Origin of the sequence: Cellulomonas sp. P24 (assembly GCF_024704385.1) — a bacterium.
GTDB lineage: Bacteria > Actinomycetota > Actinomycetes > Actinomycetales > Cellulomonadaceae > JAJDFX01.
The window spans coordinates 1,541,766-1,560,289 of the sequence record NZ_JAJDFX010000002.1; the positions used below are offsets into that span (position 1 = coordinate 1,541,766).

21 protein-coding genes and 1 pseudogene are annotated in these 18,524 nt (G+C 70.8%); 3 read left to right on the forward strand and 19 right to left on the reverse strand.

Annotated features, from left to right (window positions below):
- Positions 1–161: 161 nt before the first annotated feature.
- The 5 genes from LJB74_RS07160 to LJB74_RS07180 form a co-directional block, all read right to left on the reverse strand.
- The gene (locus LJB74_RS07160; RefSeq protein ID WP_259307885.1) at positions 162–833 is read right to left on the reverse strand and encodes a peptide deformylase; all 672 of its coding nucleotides are present in this window, start codon (positions 831–833) and stop codon (positions 162–164) included.
- Positions 830–2,179: a phosphoglucosamine mutase gene (gene glmM / locus LJB74_RS07165; protein ID WP_259307886.1), complete on the reverse strand. Its 1,350-nt coding sequence runs from the start codon at positions 2,177–2,179 to the stop codon at positions 830–832. Before glmM ends, LJB74_RS07160 begins: the two co-directional genes overlap by 4 nt.
- A 136-nt stretch (positions 2,180–2,315) precedes the next feature.
- Positions 2,316–2,804 (reverse strand): 30S ribosomal protein S9, encoded by a 489-nt coding sequence (rpsI, locus tag LJB74_RS07170; RefSeq protein ID WP_259307887.1) that lies wholly within the window; start codon positions 2,802–2,804, stop codon positions 2,316–2,318.
- Between the two features lie 50 nt (positions 2,805–2,854).
- Positions 2,855–3,298, reverse strand: coding sequence for a 50S ribosomal protein L13 (gene rplM / locus LJB74_RS07175; protein WP_259307888.1), 444 nt, complete (start codon positions 3,296–3,298; stop codon positions 2,855–2,857).
- Positions 3,299–3,471: 173 nt separating this feature from the next.
- The gene (locus LJB74_RS07180; protein ID WP_259307889.1) at positions 3,472–4,446 is read right to left on the reverse strand and encodes a LysR family transcriptional regulator ArgP; all 975 of its coding nucleotides are present in this window, start codon (positions 4,444–4,446) and stop codon (positions 3,472–3,474) included.
- 157 nt (positions 4,447–4,603) lie between these two features.
- On the opposite strand from LJB74_RS07180, the gene lysE reads away from it, so the two are divergent.
- Positions 4,604–5,200 (forward strand): L-lysine exporter, encoded by a 597-nt coding sequence (gene lysE / locus LJB74_RS07185; RefSeq protein WP_259310304.1) that lies wholly within the window; start codon positions 4,604–4,606, stop codon positions 5,198–5,200.
- A gap of 147 nt (positions 5,201–5,347) precedes the next feature.
- Here lysE and LJB74_RS07190 read toward each other — a convergent pair whose 3' ends face one another.
- Positions 5,348–7,030 carry an ATP-binding cassette domain-containing protein gene (locus tag LJB74_RS07190; RefSeq protein WP_259307890.1) on the reverse strand — a complete coding sequence of 561 codons (1,683 nt, stop codon included), beginning with the start codon at positions 7,028–7,030 and terminating at the stop codon, positions 5,348–5,350.
- A gap of 122 nt (positions 7,031–7,152) precedes the next feature.
- Here LJB74_RS07190 and LJB74_RS07195 point away from each other — a divergent pair, with 122 nt between their 5' ends.
- Complete coding sequence (locus LJB74_RS07195; RefSeq protein WP_259307891.1) at positions 7,153–7,557, forward strand: DUF5709 domain-containing protein; 405 nt, start codon at positions 7,153–7,155, stop codon at positions 7,555–7,557.
- A 40-nt stretch (positions 7,558–7,597) separates the two neighbouring features.
- On the opposite strand, the gene truA is transcribed toward LJB74_RS07195, so the two are convergent.
- A complete protein-coding gene (truA, locus tag LJB74_RS07200) occupies positions 7,598–8,503 on the reverse strand; it encodes a tRNA pseudouridine(38-40) synthase TruA (protein WP_259307892.1) in 906 nt (301 codons plus the stop codon).
- Positions 8,504–8,706: 203 nt separating this feature from the next.
- Complete coding sequence (locus LJB74_RS07205; RefSeq protein ID WP_259307893.1) at positions 8,707–9,774, reverse strand: D-alanyl-D-alanine carboxypeptidase family protein; 1,068 nt, start codon at positions 9,772–9,774, stop codon at positions 8,707–8,709.
- Between the two features lie 125 nt (positions 9,775–9,899).
- Here LJB74_RS07205 and LJB74_RS07210 point away from each other — a divergent pair, with 125 nt between their 5' ends.
- Positions 9,900–10,664, forward strand: a complete 765-nt coding sequence (locus LJB74_RS07210; protein ID WP_259307894.1) for an ROK family protein — start codon at positions 9,900–9,902, stop codon at positions 10,662–10,664.
- Between the two features lie 138 nt (positions 10,665–10,802).
- Here LJB74_RS07210 and rplQ read toward each other — a convergent pair whose 3' ends face one another.
- From rplQ to rpsE, 11 genes and pseudogenes are all read right to left on the reverse strand, one after another.
- Positions 10,803–11,348, reverse strand: coding sequence for a 50S ribosomal protein L17 (gene rplQ / locus LJB74_RS07215; RefSeq protein WP_259307895.1), 546 nt, complete (start codon positions 11,346–11,348; stop codon positions 10,803–10,805).
- 70 nt (positions 11,349–11,418) lie between these two features.
- Positions 11,419–12,432, reverse strand: coding sequence for a DNA-directed RNA polymerase subunit alpha (locus tag LJB74_RS07220; protein WP_259307896.1), 1,014 nt, complete (start codon positions 12,430–12,432; stop codon positions 11,419–11,421).
- 180 nt (positions 12,433–12,612) lie between these two features.
- Positions 12,613–13,014: a 30S ribosomal protein S11 gene (gene rpsK, locus LJB74_RS07225; protein WP_066582357.1), complete on the reverse strand. Its 402-nt coding sequence runs from the start codon at positions 13,012–13,014 to the stop codon at positions 12,613–12,615.
- Positions 13,015–13,106: 92 nt separating this feature from the next.
- Positions 13,107–13,487 carry a 30S ribosomal protein S13 gene (gene rpsM / locus LJB74_RS07230; RefSeq protein ID WP_259307897.1) on the reverse strand — a complete coding sequence of 127 codons (381 nt, stop codon included), beginning with the start codon at positions 13,485–13,487 and terminating at the stop codon, positions 13,107–13,109.
- Between the two features lie 167 nt (positions 13,488–13,654).
- A complete protein-coding gene (gene infA, locus LJB74_RS07235; protein ID WP_259307898.1) occupies positions 13,655–13,876 on the reverse strand; it encodes a translation initiation factor IF-1 in 222 nt (73 codons plus the stop codon).
- Between the two features lie 248 nt (positions 13,877–14,124).
- Positions 14,125–14,965, reverse strand: a pseudogene (map, locus tag LJB74_RS07240) (type I methionyl aminopeptidase).
- A gap of 5 nt (positions 14,966–14,970) precedes the next feature.
- Positions 14,971–15,549 (reverse strand): adenylate kinase, encoded by a 579-nt coding sequence (locus LJB74_RS07245; RefSeq protein ID WP_259307899.1) that lies wholly within the window; start codon positions 15,547–15,549, stop codon positions 14,971–14,973.
- Entirely contained in the window at positions 15,546–16,844 is a 1,299-nt protein-coding gene (gene secY / locus LJB74_RS07250; RefSeq protein ID WP_259307900.1) for a preprotein translocase subunit SecY, read from the reverse strand. The genes LJB74_RS07245 and secY overlap by 4 nt, the downstream gene beginning before the upstream one ends.
- A 157-nt stretch (positions 16,845–17,001) precedes the next feature.
- Positions 17,002–17,649, reverse strand: coding sequence for a 50S ribosomal protein L15 (gene rplO, locus LJB74_RS07255; protein WP_259307901.1), 648 nt, complete (start codon positions 17,647–17,649; stop codon positions 17,002–17,004).
- A gap of 3 nt (positions 17,650–17,652) precedes the next feature.
- Positions 17,653–17,835 (reverse strand): 50S ribosomal protein L30, encoded by a 183-nt coding sequence (gene rpmD, locus LJB74_RS07260; RefSeq protein WP_259307902.1) that lies wholly within the window; start codon positions 17,833–17,835, stop codon positions 17,653–17,655.
- Positions 17,835–18,500, reverse strand: a complete 666-nt coding sequence (gene rpsE, locus LJB74_RS07265; protein ID WP_259307903.1) for a 30S ribosomal protein S5 — start codon at positions 18,498–18,500, stop codon at positions 17,835–17,837. The genes rpmD and rpsE overlap by 1 nt, the downstream gene beginning before the upstream one ends.
- Positions 18,501–18,524: the final 24 nt, after the last annotated feature.

Genomic DNA, 18,524 nt, shown 5'->3' on the forward strand with positions numbered 1-18,524 from the left:
CGGACCCCACCCCCGCCCCCGTCATCCCACCCGGGCCGGACCAGCCCAGCCCGGGCCAGGCCGCCGAGATCGCACCTCCGCGCCGAGATCGCACGGAGGGACCCCCGATCTCGGCGCGGGTGTGCGATCTCGGCGAGGGGGCGGGGCGGGTCGGGGTGGGGTCAGGGGAGCGGGAAGCCGAGAACCTGGGCTGCGGTGCGGGGGTGGGGCTCGGAGGCCCAGACGGCTGCCATGCCGTCGGTGGCCGCCAGCGAGCGCAGCTCGGCGGCGTCGACGTAGAGCCGCCCGTTCAGATGGTCGGTCTCGTGCTGGATGATCCTCGCCTGCCAGCCCGTGAGCACCTCGTCCACCGGCACGCCACGTTCGTCCGTGGCCGTGAGCCGCACCGAGCGATGACGCACCGTCACCGCACTCCACCCATGGACGCTCAGACACCCCTCGTAGAACGCCGCCCGATCGGTGCCGACCGCCTCGTAGCGAGGGTTCACGAGAACCCGGAACGCCAGCGGCTCTCGCTCCCGCGCCACTGCGAGGTCCGGGTCCAGCGGGCCGGGGTCCTCCACGACCGCGAGCGCGAGCGAGATGCCGATCTGCGGCGCCGCGAGACCGACGCCGGGAGCGTCGCGCATCGTGACCCTCATGACGTCGATCAGTGCATCGAGCTCGGCCTCGGAGAGCTGCCCGTCGAACTGCACCGCGACCGCACGCAGCACCGGGTGGCCCGCCTGGACGATCGGCGCGGGCGTCGGCCCGTCGAGGACCCGCCTCACCTGGTCACGCACACCACGGGGTACCGGCCCGAGTGCGGACGGGATCTGCACCGGTCCGGTCACAGCACCAGACGCTCGCGGACCACGTCCGCGAGCGACGCGGCGATGAGCTCGGCGTGGTCCAGCTCCGCTGCCTCGACCATGACCCGGACGACCGGCTCCGTCCCGGACGGTCGCAGCAGCACCCGACCCCGGCTCCCGAGCTCCGCCTGCGCCTCCTCGACGGCCGCCAGCAGGGCGACGTCCGACCCCGCGCGCGCCTTGTCGACGCCACGCACGTTCACGAGGACCTGCGGCAGCCGGGTGACGAACCGTGCGAGGTCGGCGAGCGACCGGCCCGTCGAGACGACCCGGTGCGCGAGCTGCAGGGCAGAGAGCACTCCGTCGCCCGTGGTCGCATGGTCGCCGAGGATGATGTGACCCGACTGCTCGCCACCGAGGGAGTAGCCGCCCGTGCGCATCTCCTCGAGCACGTAGCGGTCGCCGACGCCGGTCTCCAGGACCGTGATGCCCGCGTCCGCCATCGCGAGCTTCAGCCCGAGGTTGCTCATGACGGTCGCGACGAGCGTGTCGTGGGCGAGCTCGCCCCGCTCGTGCAGCGCCACCGCGATGATGCCCATGATCTGGTCACCGTCCACGAGAGCCCCGGTGTGGTCCACCGCGAGGCAACGATCGGCGTCACCGTCGAACGCGACCCCGAGGTCGGCACCGGAGGCGACGACGACCGCCTGGAGCTGCTCCGGGTGGGTGCTCCCGCACGCGTCGTTGATGTTGCGTCCGTCCGGTGACGCGTTGATGACGACGACGTCGGCGCCCGCACGACGCAGGGCGGCCGGCCCGACCTCGCTCGCGGCGCCGTTCGCACAGTCGACTGCGATCCGCAGACCGGCCAGCGGCGCGCCGACCGTCGACACGAGGTGGTCGATGTACGTCTCGCCGGCGGTCCCGGTGTCGAGCTGGATACGGCCGACGTCCGCCCCGGTCGGACGTTCCCACGGCTCGCGCAGCCGTGCCTCGATCGCATCCTCGACGTCGTCGTCGAGCTTGTGCCCACCGCGGGTGAAGAACTTGATGCCGTTGTCCGGCATCGGGTTGTGCGACGCCGAGATCATCACACCCAGGTCGACACCGAGGCTCCCGGTGAGGAACGCGACCGCAGGGGTCGGCAGGACTCCGACGTTCAGCACGTCGACGCCCGCGCTGGCCAGGCCGGCCGCGGTCGCAGCCGTGAGGAACTCCCCCGAGATACGAGGGTCGCGTCCGATGACGGCCCGCGGACGACGGCCGTCGAAGGCGCCGATCGTCGCGAGCACATGGGCCGCCGCGACGGAGAGGTCGAGCGCGAGCTCAGCGGTGAGATCGCGGTTGGCCACACCGCGGACGCCATCGGTACCGAACAGTCGGGCCATCAGCTGACTCCTTCGTCGTCTTCCGGCCTCGGACGATGCCGCGACCACCGGGTGACGGCCGCGAGGTGCACGGTCGTCAGGAGAGGCCGATGGCCCCGATGGTCGTCCATCGGGGCCATCGTCGCGCGACGACTGGTCAGCGCTTGGAGTACTGCGGGGCCTTGCGGGCCTTCTTGAGACCGGCCTTCTTGCGCTCGACCACTCGGGCGTCGCGCGTGAGGAACCCGGCCTTCTTGAGCGCCGCGCGGTTGTGCTCGGCGTCGATCGCGTTCAGCGCGCGGGCGATACCGAGGCGCAGGGCGCCGGCCTGGCCGGTCACGCCGCCGCCGGTGATGCGGGCGATCACGTCGAAGCGGCCCTCGACGTCGACGAGCTTCAGCGGAGAGTTGACCAGCTGCTGGTGCACCTTGTTCGGGAAGTAGTCCTCGATGGTACGGCCGTTGATCTTCCACTGGCCGGTGCCGGGGACGAGCCGCACGCGGGCGATCGCTTCCTTGCGGCGCCCCAGGGCCTGCCCCGGAGCCGTGATGCTCTGACCGCGGCCCGTGGGGGCGACGGTCTCGGTGGTGTACGTGCTGGGCGTGTCGTCGCCCTCAAGGTCGATGTCGACCGTGGTCTCGGCCACTGGTGGTGTCCTCGCGTCCTGTGTCGTGACTGCTCGCAGCGGGCCGAGGCCTACTGCGCAACCTGGGTGATCTCGAAGGGCTGCGGCTGCTGCGCCGCGTGCGGGTGCTCCGGTCCGGCGTAGACCTTGAGCTTCCCCAGCTGCGAGCGCGAGAGCGAGTTCTTCGGGAGCATGCCGCGGACGGCCTTCTCCACAGCCCGCTCAGGCCGGGTCTCGAGCAGCTCCGAGTAGGCGACCGAGCGAAGACCGCCCGGGTAGCCCGAGTGGCGGTACGCGAGCTTGTTCTCGCGCTTGTTGCCGGTCAGTGCGACCTTGCCCGCGTTGATGACGATGACGAAGTCACCGTTGTCGACGTGCGGGGCATAGGTGGCCTTGTGCTTGCCGCGCAGCAACGTGGCCACGTGGGTGGCCAGACGGCCCAGGACGACATCAGTAGCGTCGATGACGTACCAGGTCCGCTCGACGTCGCCGGGCTTCGGGGTGTACGTGCGCACGGTCGTAAGCCTTCGTTTCGTGGAGCTGGGTGTGTTCACGGCGAGCACCCGCATAGGGCGGGAGCGCCGATGAGTGCTGTCGTCGCATCGTCTTGGGACCCGGCGAGTGGGAGCACCGGTCCTCAGGAGGACGCACAACGACACATCACAGTAGCCGCCGGGGTACTGACGGGTCAAAACGATGCGCCCGGACCGCCCCGCCCCTCGCGCTCAGCCGCTCCGGTCGGCGGCATCCGAGGCTCGGCCCCCTGGTGCAACGCGCGGCTCGCGGCTCCGACGACGCGCTCGGTCAGGTCGTCGAGCGCGGGGGTGCGGAGCCGCCAGTGCTGCCAGTGCAGCGAGACGTCGAGGTGGTGACCCGGTGCGAGCTCCACGAGCGTACCCGCCGCGAGCAGCGCGCCGGCGGCGAGGTCCGGGACCATCCCCCAACCGAGCCCGTGGCGGACCAGGTCCACGAAGGCCGACGACGACGGCACGTAGTGGACCGGAGGTTCTCCTCTGCCCGGGCCGTGCGTGCGCAGGAACGTCTCCTGGAGCGCGTCCTTGCGGTTGAACGTCAGGAGCGGCGCACGATCGAGTGCACCCAGCCCGTCGGCGAGCCATCGGTCGACGTAGGCGGGTGAGGCGACGGCGAGATACCGCATCGCACCCAACGGTCGCGCGCGACACCCCTGGACCGCGTGCGCGTCCGCGGTCACCGCAGCCATGACGGTGCCGTCCCGGAGGAGCTCCGCGGAGTGGTCCTGGTCCTCACGGTGCAGGTCGAGTCGTACCCCCTCCGGGAGCCCGATCAGCGCATCGGGGAACCAGGTCGAGAGCGAGTCCGCGTTGACGGCGACCGCCATCCGGACCACGCCCGGGTCATCGGCACCGTCTGGGCCGAGGGCACCCGTGCGGCGCACGTCGCGGAACGACTCGCCCTCGAGCAGTGCGAGCTGGCCGGCCAGACGGACGAGCACGTTCCCCGCCTCCGTCGCGCGGCACGGACGGGACCGGCGGACCAGCACCTGGCCGACGTGCTGCTCGAGCGCCTTGACGCGCTGGCTCACCGCGGACGGTGTCACGTGCAGTCGTCGCGCGGCCGCGTCGAAGGTGCCCTCCTCGACCACGGCGGCCAGGGCGTCGAGCTGCGCACCGTCGAACCTCATCATCAGAGATGCTAATGGACCGTCAGAAACATGAACTGGTGTGAACCTGGGCGGACGCCTACGGTCGGCCCATGTCCGCTCCCACCACCCGTCGGCACCCCGCCGCCGCGCCCCTGCAACGTGATCCGTCGTGCGCGCCCGTGCCGGGCCCGGCTCGATGACCATCGCCGTCCAGGGCTTCCTCACCGGGCTCTCGCTGATCGTCGCGATCGGCGCCCAGAACGCCTTCGTGCTGCGGCAGGGGATCCGCCGGGAGTTCGTCCTCACGGTCGTCACGGTGTGCGCACTCGCCGACGCCGTCCTGGTGACGGCGGGCATCGTCGGGCTCGGGGCGGCGATCACCGCACACCCGGCTGCTCTCACCGTGGCACGGTTCGGGGGCGCCGCCTTCCTGGCCGCGTTCGGCGTCCTGGCGCTCCGCAGGGCCCGACGTCCTGGGCGCCTGGTCCCGGCGGACGACGCACCCGCGACGCACCTCGGGGTCCTTGTCGCCTGTCTCGGCTTCACGTTCCTCAACCCGCACGTGTACCTGGACACGGTGGTGCTGCTGGGGAGCCTCGCGAGTCAGCACGGGGACCCGGGCCGGTGGGCCTTCGGCGCAGGGGCAGCGGCCGCCAGCGTGGTCTGGTTCACCGGCCTGGGGTTCGGTGCGCGACGTCTGCGCCCGCTCTTCGCGCGGCCACGCTCGTGGCAGGTGCTCGACTACGGAGTGGCCGCCGTCATGCTCACGCTGGCCGTCACGCTCGTCGCCTGACCCTCGTCACCCCCGGACCCACCCCGCGTCGAGTGGAGCGTTCTGCCACGGACACGCGGGCGTGTCGTGGCAGAACGCTCCACTCGACCGACCGCCGACCGACCGCCGGGCGAGCGGGCGGGCGCGCGCGCGAGCGGGCGGGCGGGGTCAGCGCGCGCGGTGCACGCGGGCCGAGTCCCAGACCGCTTCCGGGGTCTCGACGACCTCGCCGTCCGCCCCGAACACCAAGAACCGGTCGAACCCGCGCGCGAACCACCGATCGTGCGTCACCGCCAGCACCGTCCCCTCGAAGGCCGCGAGACCGGCCTCGAGAGCCTCGGCCGAGTGCAGGTCGAGGTTGTCGGTGGGCTCGTCGAGGAGCAGCAGCGTCGCGCCGCCGAGCTCGAGCAGCAGGATCTGCAGCCGCGCCTGCTGGCCCCCCGAGAGCGTCTCGTACTGCTGCTCGGCCGCGGCGACGAGCTCGTACCGGTCGAGGGCCTTGCTGGCCTGCTCCCTCCCGAGCCCGGCGCGATGGCCGGTGCCGCGGTGCAGGATCTCCAGGAGCGTGCGTCCCGTCAGCTCGGGGTGCGAGTGGTTCTGCGCGAACCAGCCCGGCCGCACCCGCGACCCGAGCACCACACGGCCGTCGTGCCGCACCGGGGCGACGACGACGTCGTCCGCGGGCTCGTGGTCCGGCCCCGGGTCCGATCCCCCACCCGCCAGCAGTCGCAGGAAGTGCGACTTGCCCGAGCCGTTCGACCCGAGCACCGCGACGCGCTCACCGAACCACACCTCGAGGTCGAACGGCTTCATCAGGCCGGTGAGCTCGAGGGCGGTCGCCACGACGGCACGCTTGGCCGTCCGCCCGCCGGTCAGCCGCACGCGCACGTTCTGCTCACGCGCCATGACCTGCGGCGGCCCCGCCTCCTCGAACTTGCGCAGCCGGGTCTGTGCCGCCTGGTAGCGGGAGGCCAGGCCGTCGTTGAACGCCGCCTTGTTCTTGAGGGTGAAGACGAGGTCCTTCAGCTTGGTGTGCTCCTCCTCCCAGCGCCGGGTGAGCTCCTCGAGCCGCGAACGCCGGTCGTCGCGCGCCGCACCGAACGTCGCGAACCCGCCTCCGTGCACCCAGACCGTGCTGCCCGACGCCGTCGGCTCCAGGCTGGCCACCTGGGTCGCGGTACGCGACAGCAGCTCGCGGTCGTGGCTGACGTACAGCACCGTCTTCGTCGACGCTGCGAGCTGGGTCTCCAGCCAGCGCTTGGTCGGGACGTCCAGGTAGTTGTCCGGCTCGTCGAGGAGCAGCACCTCCTCCGGGCCGCGCAGCAGCGCCTCGAGGACGAGTCGCTTCTGCTCACCACCCGAGAGCGTGCGCACCGCGCGCCACTGCGCCTTCTCGAACGGGATCGACAGCACCGAGTCCGTGACCTGGTCCCAGCCCGCCTCTGCCTCGTAGCCGCCGACGTCCGCCCAGTCCACGAGAGCCGTCGCGTACCTCATCTGCGACGGCTCGTCGTCGACCGTCATGATCGCCTCCTCCGCGGCGACCAGCTCGGCAGCCGCGTCACGGATCGCCGCCGGGGCGAGGGAAGCGAGGAGGTCCCGGATCGATCGGTCGTCGTCGATCCGGCCGACGAACTGCCGCATGATCCCGAGCCCACCGCTCCGGGCGACCGTCCCGCCGTGCGGCTTCTCGTCGCCGGCGACGATGCGCAGCAGCGTCGTCTTTCCCGCGCCGTTCGGCCCGACGAGTGCCACCTTCGCGCCGTCGGCGACCCGGAGGTCGACCTCGTCGAGCAGCGGTCGCCCGTCGGGCAGGAAGTAGCTGACTGCGCTGATGTCGACGTGGCCCACGTGACCAGTGTCGCGGGTGCCCCGTCGGAGGACGAATCGTTTTGTCGGCGGACGGGCGTCTTCACCCCGCCGATGGCTCGCGACCACTGGCGTGACGCACCCGGCGGTGAGACGTTGGAGCCATGAACGACGACACGCCTTCGACGAACACCGACCCGGCCCTCGGGTCCGAGGGCGAGTCCGACCAGCTCTCGCTGGAGGACACCCTCGAGGACCGAGGCGTCGACGACCTCCTCGACGAGGGGTACTCGCCCCCGGAGCGACCACGGTCGAACCACTACGGCGAGACCGCGTGGGAGCAGCACCATCGCGAGCCGCTCGACCAGCGCCTCGCCGAGGAAGAACCGGAGATCTGGGCACCGGTCCGGCGCCCGCGCCCGGACAAGCTCCGCTCCGGGCGTCTCATGGCGGACGAGTTCGCGATCGACGGCGAGTCCGGCAACGACACGATCGCGCACGACGTGGGCATCGACGGCGGCGCAGCGAGCGCCGAGGAGGCCGCGGTGCACGTCATCGAGGAACCCTGACGGGACGACGGCACCCGCGCTCGATCGGCGCCCGCCCTGATCAGCAGCCCGCGCCGCCCGCGCCTGGAACCCGCAGGACGTCGACCTCGTCGTGGGACCGGATCGCGCGCGTCTGCTCCGCGCGGGACGCGAGCTGCTCGTCCGGCGGGTAGGTGACCTCCTCGAGCGTCAGCCCGTTGGCCGGCACGACGGCTCCGGCGGGGTCACGTAGCCGCCCGCTCAGCAGCTCTGCGAGCCACCCGGTCGAACGTCGGCCCTCCCCCACGGCGAGACTCGCGCCGACGAGCGCCCGCACCATGCTGTGGCAGAACGCGTCCGCCTGCACGTGCGCCACCACCAGGGCGGCATCCGGGCCGGTGGACGGCCGCTCCCAGTCGAGGACCTCGAGCGTCCGGATGGTCGTCGCCCCCTCGCGCGGCTTGCAGAAGGCCGCGAAGTCGTGACGTCCGACGAGGGTGCGGGCTCCCTCCTGCATCGCCACGACGTCGAGCGCACGACGGTGCCACAGCACGTGGGACCGCCGGAGCGGGTCGCGGGTCACCGGGTCGTCGGAGACGCGGTACACGTACCTCCGGCGCAACGCCGAGAAACGCGCGTCGAACCCTTCCGGTGCCGGTGCTGCGCGGTGCACGACGACGTCCGTCGGCAGCACGCCGGCGAGCCGTGCCACCAGCGCATCCTGCGGGCTGCGATCCGACCGTCCGCGCACCGCCTCCCAGAGGCCGTCGTCGACGTCGACATGGGCCACCTGACCGCGGGCATGCACACCGGCGTCGGTTCGCCCCGCCACGGTCAGGCGCGGCGTCGGCAGACCGGGACGCGCCGTCCGCAGCACCAGAGCGAGCGCATCCTCGACGACGCCCTGAACGGTCCGGCGTCCCGGCTGCCGGGCCCAGCCGGCGAAGTCGGTGCCGTCGTAGGAGAGGTCGAGGCGGATCCGGATCACGCAGGCAACGGTACCGATCGGCACCGCCTCGACGGGCACCGGACCGGCTCCCGCCACGACGTCAGACGTCGAACGACAACGCCAGACCCGCACCACGTCGTCAGGCCCCGCACGACGCACCAGGGTGCCGGTCGTGCGCGCCACGGCCCGTCGCGAGCGGACCGCTCAACCGGTCGCGGCGGCGCCGGCGTCACCGAGCCCGATCAGCGGACGTACTCGAAGTGCCACGGCTCCGGGTTGCCGCCGTTCTGCAGCGCCCACTCCGGTGCCGCCCAGCCGAACCGCGGTCCGTTCGCCACCATCCACTCGTAGCCTGGCGTCCCGAAGCCGTAGAGCGGGTTCCCGTCCGCCCCGACGGCGTCGTCGATGTCGATCGCCTTCCCCCAGCCGTGGTTGGAGGTCCCCGGGATCGCCGCGCGCGGGGACCCGTAGCGCGCGAAGGTCGCGACCTGCTGGTCGTAGGAGCGGTAGCACGACTCCGGCCACGGATCGATCGGCAGCGGGATCCCGAACTGTGCGCGGTACGCGTCGGAGAATGCGACGAGGTCCGGGAGCGCGCGGCACAGGACCTGGTGATCGCTGAGGAACGGGATGTCGCACAGCAGCGAGGGGTCGACGCGACCGTTCGAGCCGTCGTACGTCGCAGCCGCCGCGACCGGGGTGGTGGCGGCCGCGGCACGCTGGGCCGATGCGGCTTCGGCGGCCGCGCTCGCCTCAGCCGCGGCACTGGCCTCAGCCGCTGCGCTCACCACGGCAGCGGCGCTTGCCTCGGCCGCTGCGCTGGCCCGGGCTGTCGCCGCCGCGTCGGCGTCGCGAGCAGACTGCCACGCGGCCTGAGCGCGTCGCAGCGCGTCGATCGCCGCACGAAGGTCCTCGGCCGCGGAGGTCAGGCGATCGACGTCGGCGTGCGTCGGCGTGCCCGCGAGCATCGGCCGCGAGGTCGTGAGCGCGACCTGCACGGCCCGACGTTCGCCGTCAGCCGTCGTGACCGTGTCCGTCGCCGCGACCAGCGAGTCCGCCGTGTCCACGAGCCCGGCAAGGACGTCACGTGCGGACCGGGCACCGGCCGCGTCCGCCGCCGCGACGCGCGCGTCGGCCTCCCGTACCTGGGCCGACGCTGCGCGCTGGTCCGCGACGGTGAACCACGCGGTCACGGCGAGACAGAGGACGGCGACGACGGCGACGACCGGGTGGGCCCGCGACGACCGCGCGACCATCCGCACGGCTCTGGTCGTCGGCGAGCGGTGGCGTGGTCGCAGCGTCTGATTCATCCCGTCCTCGGAGGCCGGTCGATGCAGGTCGCACATGCAGCAGGTCGGACCGCACTCTACCCGAGGGGCGCTGAGATGCCGAAGGTACCTCGAGCGAGGCCGAGGGCGGCGGCTAGCCTGGACGGATGGACGGACAAGGCCCGCGGACACTCGCAGTCGACTGCGGGGGCAGCGGGATCAAGGCCTCGGTGCTGGATGCCGCCGGCACGATGCACGCACCTGCGGTACGCGTCCCGACGCCGTACCCCTTGCCTCCGGAGCGCCTGGTCGCGACCCTCGTGGAGATCGCCGCCGACCTCCCGGCAGCCGACCGCATCACGGTAGGGATGCCCGGGATGATCCGTCACGGCGTCGTCGTCGCGACCCCGCACTACGTCATGCGCTCGGGCCCGCACACCCGGTCCGATCCCGAGCTCGTCGAGGCCTGGGCTGGTTTCGACATGCAGGCGGCCGTCGCCGCCGCGCTCGGGATGGCTGCCCTCGTGCTCAACGACGCCGAGGTCCACGGCGCCGGCGTGATCTCCGGGACAGGCACCGAGCTCGTGCTCACTCTCGGGACCGGTCTGGGGAGCGCGCTCTTCGACGGAGGCGCGCTCGCCCCGCACCTCGAGCTGTCCCACGCACCGGTGCGTCGCGGGACCAGCTACGACTCGTACATCGGGCAGCTCGAGCGCGCACGCCTCGGGGACGCACTCTGGTCGCGGCGGGTACGTCGCGTGATCGAGGGGTTGCGGCCGGTCTTCTGGTGGGACCGCGTCTACCTCGGGGGCGGCAACGCGAGGCGGGTGTCTCCGCAGGTGCTCGAACGCCTGGGTGACGACGTCGTCGTCGTCCCCAACCAGGCCGGCATCGTCGGTGGGGTCCGCGCCTGGAGCCTGCGGACGCCGTGAGGGCGCGGGCGCACCGTCGCGCCCGACGCGGGAGGGTCTCCGGCGCGGGACGCCTGTCGGGAGAACGCCGAACGGCCCGTCCTCCGACCTGTGGTCGGGGGACGGGCCGTCAGTGTCGGTCGCTCGGCGCGGAACCGATCAGGCGTCGGCCTGCTCGGTGCCGGTCTCGTCGACAGGCGCTTCGGTCGGCTGCTCGGCGGTCTCCTCGACCGGAGCCTCCTCGACAGCCTCGACGACAGGGGTCTCCTCGACCTTCGTCGCCTTCGGCGCCGCTGCCTTCTTGGCGGCCTTCACGGCCTCCTTGACGACGGCCTGCTTCGGGCTGAGCGGCTCGAGCACGAGCTCGATCACGGCCATGGGGGCGTTGTCGCCCTTGCGCGGCGCAACCTTCGTGATCCGCGTGTAGCCGCCCTGACGCTCGGCGACGGCGGGGGCGATCTCGGAGAACAAGCGGTACACGACGTCCTTGCTCTTGACCGTCGTGAGAACGCGGCGGCGAGCGTGCAGGTCACCGCGCTTCGCGAAGGTGATCATCCGCTCGGCGAGCGGACGCATCCGCTTCGCCTTCGCCTCGGTCGTCGTGATCCGGCCGTGCTCGAACAGGCTCGTGACCAGGTTGGCCAGGATGATCCGCTCGTGAGCCGGTCCGCCACCGAGCCGGGGACCCTTGGTGGGGGTAGGCATGGTCTTTACTCCTCAGTTCCAGTGATGGGTCGCACGACGGGCCCGGAAGGCCCCTCGTGCGTTCCCGGCGTCAGTACTGCTCGTCCTCGGTCAGCTCGGCCTCGTCGCCGTCGTAGTACCCGGCGGCCGCCGTGGGGTCGAAGTCCAGCGGGCTGTCCTTGAGCGACAGGCCCAGCTCGGCCAGCTTCTCCTTGACCTCGGTGATGGACTTCGCACCGAAGTTGCGGATGTCCAGCAGGTCGGCCTCGCTGCGACCCACGAGCTCACCCACGCTGTGGATGCCCTCACGCTTGAGGCAGTTGTAGGACCGGATCGTGAGCTGCAGGTCCTCGATCGGCAGGGCGAGGTCGGCGGCGAGAGCGGCGTCCGTCGGCGACGGGCCGATCTCGATGCCCTCGGCCTCGACGTTGAGCTCGCGCGCCAGACCGAACAGCTCGACGAGCGTCTTGCCCGCCGAAGCGAGCGCGTCCCGCGGGGTGATCGCCGGCTTGGTCTCGACGTCGACGATCAGCTTGTCGAAGTCGGTCCGCTGCTCGACACGCGTCGCCTCGACCTTGTACGTCACCTTGAGCACCGGCGAGTAGATCGAGTCGATCGGCACGCGACCGATCTCGGCGTCGTAGGACTTGTTCTGGTTGGCGGACACGTAGCCGCGCCCACGCTCGACCGTGAGCTCGATCTCGAGCTTGCCCTTGTCGTTGAGCGTCGCGATGTGGAGCTCGGGGTTGTGCACCTCGACGCCGGCCGGCGGGACGATGTCCGCGGCGGTCACCACGCCGCCACCCTGCTTGCGCAGGTACATGACGACCGGCTCGTCGTTCTCCGAGGAGACGACCAGCTTCTTGATGCTGAGGATGATCTCGGTGACATCCTCCTTGACACCCGGGACCGTGGTGAACTCGTGGAGGACACCGTCGATCCGGATCGACGTCACCGCTGCACCAGGGATCGACGACAGCAGCGTGCGCCGCAGCGAGTTCCCGAGGGTGTAGCCGAAGCCGGGCTCCAGCGGCTCGATGGAGAACCGCGACCGGTACTCCGAGATGACCTCTTCGGTCAGGGTGGGGCGCTGTGCGATGAGCACGTGTGATTCCTTTCAGCGGGCGTCCGCCATATGACGCCCTGCAGATCTGACGACCAGCCGGGTCTCGGTCTACCCGGACAGGTGCCGTGACGCGGGTCCCCGGGACATCCCTGGGACCCGCACCACGGTCAAGCTGCTGTCGCACCGACCGACGCACGCGCGCGGTCGGCGGGAGTGGGGTCAGACGCGGCGACGCTTGGGCGGACGGCACCCGTTGTGAGCCTGGGGCGTGACATCCTGGATCGAGCCGACCTCGAGCCCGGTCGCCTGAAGCGACCGGATCGCGGTCTCACGGCCGGAGCCGGGGCCCTTGACGAAGACGTCGACCTTCTTCATGCCGTGCTCCTGTGCCCGGCGCGCTGCAGCCTCAGCGGCGAGCTGCGCGGCGAACGGGGTCGACTTGCGCGACCCCTTGAAGCCGACCTGGCCCGACGAGGCCCAGGCGATGACGGCACCGGTCGGGTCCGTGATCGACACGATGGTGTTGTTGAACGTGCTCTTGATGTGCGCCTGGCCGTGGGAGACGTTCTTCTTCTCCTTGCGGCGCGGCTTGCGCACGGCGGTACGGGTCTTGGGAGGCATCTGCTGTGTTCTCTCTCGGTTCGAGGTCGGCTGGCCGCCGGTCCGCCCGATGCGTTGGGGCTCTCACCCCGGCATCGTCGGACCGATGCGTGCTACTTGCGACCGGCCTTCTTCTTGCCGGCGACGGTGCGCTTCGGGCCCTTGCGGGTACGCGCGTTGGTCTTGGTGCGCTGTCCGCGCACGGGGAGTCCACGGCGGTGCCGCAGGCCCTGGTAGCAGCCGATCTCGACCTTGCGACGGATGTCCGCCGCAACCTCGCGGCGCAGATCACCCTCGAGCTTGAAGTTGCCCTCGAGGAAGTCGCGGAGCACAAGGAGGTCAGCGTCGCTGAGGTCCTTGACCCTGATGTCCGGGCTGATCCCGGTTGCGGCCAGCGCCTGGTGGGCGCGGGTACGGCCAACGCCGTAGATGTAGGTGAGCGCGATCTCCAGCCGCTTCTCGCGGGGGAGGTCGACGCCGACAAGACGTGCCATGTTCCGGGGAACTCCTGTACTGCCGCGGAGGTCTGCCGCACCACCCTCCCGCGTGCTGCGGGCCCCGGCCTCCGACCGAGGGTTCACCGTCGTCGGCCGACAGGCCGGGCTCCGGAGTGGTGGTGCGCTGATCCAGGACGACGAGGCCCTGGAATTCTCTCGAGCGATTACTTGTAGCGGTAGACGATCCGACCGCGGGACAGGTCGTACGGGCTCAGCTCCACGACCACGCGATCCTCGGGGAGGATCCGGATGTAGTGCTGGCGCATCTTTCCCGAGATGTGGGCGAGCACCCTGTGACCGTTGCTCAGCTCGACGCGGAACATCGCGTTGGGGAGAGCCTCGACCACGCTGCCCTCGATCTCGATGACACCGTCCTTCTTCGCCATATCCTCCGCTAACTCTCTGGGACTTCGATCCATCCGCGGCACGACGCGAACAACCCGTCAGGGTCGATCCTCGTGCTCATGGATTGGCGTGCGCGTGGGCGAGTTCGCCGGCGGCACACGCCCAACCAGCGATGCTACGCCATCGCACACGATCGGCGAAACGGACGCATGGTCCGCGATCGTCCGGTCAGCGTCAACGCTGTCCACGCCATCCAGTCCGTCGGCGCCACACGCGCCGTGCGTCGACCTCACTCGAGCGCGGCCACCGTCACGCCGAGCTCTGCGAGCCGTGCCGCTCCCCCGTCGTGCGCCGTCAGCACCCAGATGCCGTCATCGAGGACGGCCACCGTGTGCTCCCAGTGGGATGCGCGCGCCCCGTCGTCGGTGACGACCGTCCAGTCGTCCTCGAGCACCTGCGTGAACCTCGCCCCGCGCGTGATCATCGGCTCCACCGCGACGCACAGCCCGGGCCGGATGCGCGCGCCACGGTCCCGGGTCCGGTAGTTCAGCACCTCGGGCGGCTCGTGCATCGACCGGCCGATCCCGTGCCCGACGTACTCCTGCACGATCCCGTACGGCTGGCCCCCCGTTCACCGCCCTCTCAGCGGCCTCGACCACGTCCTCGACGGCGTCGCCGACCGCACCGAGCCGATCGGCCGTGGCGAGTGCGGCGATCCCGGCCCACATGGCGCGCTCGGTGAGGTCCGACACGGCGACGTCTGCCGGGTCGGACGCACCGAGCACGAACGTCAGTGCCGAGTCGCCGTGCCACCCGTCCACGATCGCCCCGCAGTCCACCGAGACCAGATCGCCCTCGGCGAGCACGCGGGAGCCCGGGATGCCGTGCACGACCTCGTCGTTGACGGACACGCACACCGTCGCCGGGTACCCGTGGTAGCCGAGGAACGACGGCGTGGCCCCGGCCGTGCGGATCGACTCGGCCGCGATGCCGTCGAGCTCGGCGGTCGTCATGCCCGGTTCCGCGGACGCCCGCACCGCCGCCAGGGTGTCGGCGACCACCAGTCCGGCCTGGCGCATGGCACGCACCTGGTCCGCGGTCTTGTAGGTGACCCGTTCCCGTCCGAACACGCAGGTCAGCCGATCTGCTCAGCCAACGCGGTGAGCATCCGTTCGGTGACCTCGTCGATCTCCCCGATCCCATCGACACGGACGAGCAGACCCCGCTCTGCGTAGAGGTTCGCGATCGGCGCCGTCTGCGCGCGGTACACCTCGAGGCGGTGACGGATCACCGGCTCGGTGTCGTCCGCCCGGCCCTCGATCGCGGCGCGGTTGAGCAGGCGCTCGACGACGACATCCGTGTCCGCGGTCAGCTCGATCGCGGCGTCCAGCTGGGTCCCGGCCTGCGCCATCGCGGCGTCGAGGGCAGCCACCTGGGCGGCGTTCCGCGGGTAGCCGTCGAGAAGGAACCCGTCGCGCGCGTCGTCGTGCAGCAGGCGATCACGCACGAGCGCGTCGGTCAGCTCGTCCGGGACCAGAGCCCCCGCGGACGTGAACTCCTGGACCTGGCGACCGAGGTCGGTGCCGTCCTTGATGTTGGCCCGGAAGATGTCGCCGGTCGAGATCGCCGGGATCCCGATGCGCTCGGCGAGCCGCAGCGCCTGCGTGCCCTTGCCCGCGCCAGGAGGCCCCAGCAGGACCAGACGTGCACTCATCGCAAGAACCCTTCGTAGTGACGTTGCTGCAGCTGCGACTCGATCTGCTTGACGGTCTCGAGCCCGACGCCGACGACGATGATGATCGACGTGCCGCCGAACGGGATGTTGGTCGTGATACCGAGGGCGATGAACAGGATCGTCGGCAGGAGCGCGACGATGGCCAGGTACAGCGAACCCGGTGCCGTGATGCGCGAGATCACGAAGTCCAGGTACTCGGCGGTCGGGCGGCCGGCCCGGATGCCCGGGATGAACCCGCCGTACTTCTTCATGTTGTCGGCGACCTCGTCCGGGTTGAACGTGATCGCGGTGTAGAAGTACGCGAAGAAGATGATCAGCACCACGTAGAGCGAGATGTGCAGCGGCGCCGACTGCGAGACCAGGTTGTTGCGCACCCACAGCACCCAGCCCGTGGTGCTCTGGGAGAACTGCGCGACCAGCCCGGGCACGGCGAGGAGCGACGACGCGAAGATGACCGGGATGACGCCGGCCATGTTGATCTTGATCGGGATGTAGGTGCTCGAGCCCCCGTACATCTTGCGTCCGACCATGCGCTTGGCGTACTGGACGGGCACCCGACGCATCGACTGCTCGACGAACACGACCAGTCCGACCACGAGCACCGACATCGCGAGGACCGCGATGAACTTGCTGACGCCGTTGTCACCGCCGGCGATCGACCACAGCGCCGTGGGGAACTTCGCCGCGATGGACGTGAAGATCAGGAGCGACATGCCGTTGCCGATGCCACGCTCCGAGATGAGCTCGCCGAGCCACATGATCAGGCCGGTACCGGCGGTCATGGTGAGCACCATGATGAGGATCGTCGTGACGCTGTTGTCGGGGATCACGCTGACGCTGCACCCCGTGAACAGCTGGCCGGAACGCGCCACGGTGATGACCGTCGTGGACTGCAGGATCGCGAGAGCGATCGTCAGGTACCGCGTGTACTGCGTGAGCTTCGCGGTACCGGACTGGCCCTCCTGGTGCAGGGCCTCGAAGCGGGGGATGACCACCCGCAGCAGCTGGATGATGATGCTGGCCGTGATGTACGGCATGATCCCGAGCGCGAAGACGCTCAGCTGGAGCAGCGCGCCACCGCTGAAGAGGTTGACGAGACCGAGGAGGTCGTTGGTCCCGGACGTCTGGGCGATGCACTCCTGGACGTTCTTGTACGAGACCCCGGGGGTCGGCAGGAACGACCCGATCCGGAAGACAACCATGACACCGATCGTGAACAGCAGCTTGCGCCGCAGATCCGGGGTCCGGAACGCCCGGACGAATGCGCTGAGCACCTGTACTCCTCCCGCCGCGTGGCGGTGTCGTGTGGTCGGGGCCCGGAGGTTCCCGACGATCGGCGAGGCCGACCACCGAGGACACTAACCGATCCGGGCGGCGATGCGCGGACGGGACCGGCCCACGCTCGCGCGTCTGGCCGGTCCCGTCCGTCGATCAGTCCTGCGCGATGGAGCCACCCGCAGCCAGGATCTTCTCCTTGGCCGAGTCCGAGTAGGCGTCCACGGCGACCGTGAGCTTGACGGACAGCTCACCGGTTCCGAGCACCTTCACCGGTGCGCCCTTGCGCACGGCACCCTTGGCGACGAGGTCGGCGATCGTGACCTCACCACCCTGGGGGTAGAGCTCCTCGAGCCGCTCCAGGTTCACGACCTGGAACTCGACCCGGAAGGGGTTGCGGAACCCGCGCAGCTTCGGGAGGCGCATGTGCATGGGCATCTGCCCACCCTCGAAGCGCTCGGGGATCTGGTAGCGAGCCTTCTGGCCCTTGGTACCGCGACCAGCCGTCTTGCCCTTCGAGGCCTCACCGCGACCGACGCGGGTCTTGGCCGTCTTCGCACCGGGAGCCGGGCGGAGGTGGTGCACGCGCAGCGTGCCGCCGTGCCCCTTCTCCTCGGCGGCCTCAGCGGCCTTCTTCGCCGCAGCCGGCTTCTTGGTGGCCTTGGCAGGCTTCGTGAGCAGCGCCTCGGCGGACTCCGCCTTGGCCTTGTCGGCCGCGGGCTTCGCCGTGGCCTTCTTGGCAGCCGGCTTCGTGGCCGTGGCCTCGGTCACCGTCTCGTCGACGTCGTTCTTCTTCTCAGCCATGACTCACTCAACCTCCTCGACCGCGACGAGGTGCGTCACCGTGGCAACCATGCCGCGGATCTCCGGACGGTCCTCCTTGACGACGACGTCGCCGATCCGCTTGAGGCCCAAGGAGCGCAGCGTGTCGCGCTGGTTCTGCTTGCCGCCGATGACGGACTTGGTCTGGGTGACCTTCAGACGCGCCATCACGCACCTGCCTTCGCCGCGATGCCGGCCGCCTGCGCGCGCAGCAGCGGCGCCGGGGCGACGTGCTCGATCGGCAGGCCACGACGGGCCGCGACAGCCTCCGGGAGCTCGAGGCCCCGCAGCGCCGCCACCGTCGCGTGCACGATGTTGATCGCGTTCGACGAACCGAGCGACTTGCTCAGCACGTCGTGGATGCCGGCGCACTCGAGCACGGCGCGCACCGGACCACCGGCGATGACACCGGTACCCGGACGAGCCGGCCGGAGGAAGACGACGCCTGCGGCAGCCTCACCCTGGATGATGTGCGGGATCGTGCCCTGGATGCGGGGAACCTTGAAGAAGTTCTTCTTGGCCTCCTCGACACCCTTGGCGATCGCCGCGGGCACCTCCTTGGCCTTCCCGTAGCCGACGCCGACGGTGCCGTCACCGTCGCCCACCACGACGAGCGCGGTGAAGCTGAACCGGCGACCACCCTTGACGACCTTGGCGACGCGGTTGATCGCGACGACGCGCTCGAGGTACTGGCTCTTCTCGGCGGCATCTCCACGACGGTTGTCGCGGCGGTCGCCGCCACCCCCGCCACGGCGCTCGCCACCGCGATCGGAACCGCCGGCGCCTGCGGCGCCACCACCGGCGCCGGTGTTGCTGCGCACTGGTGCAGCCATCAGAGAATCCTTTGCTTCCGTGCG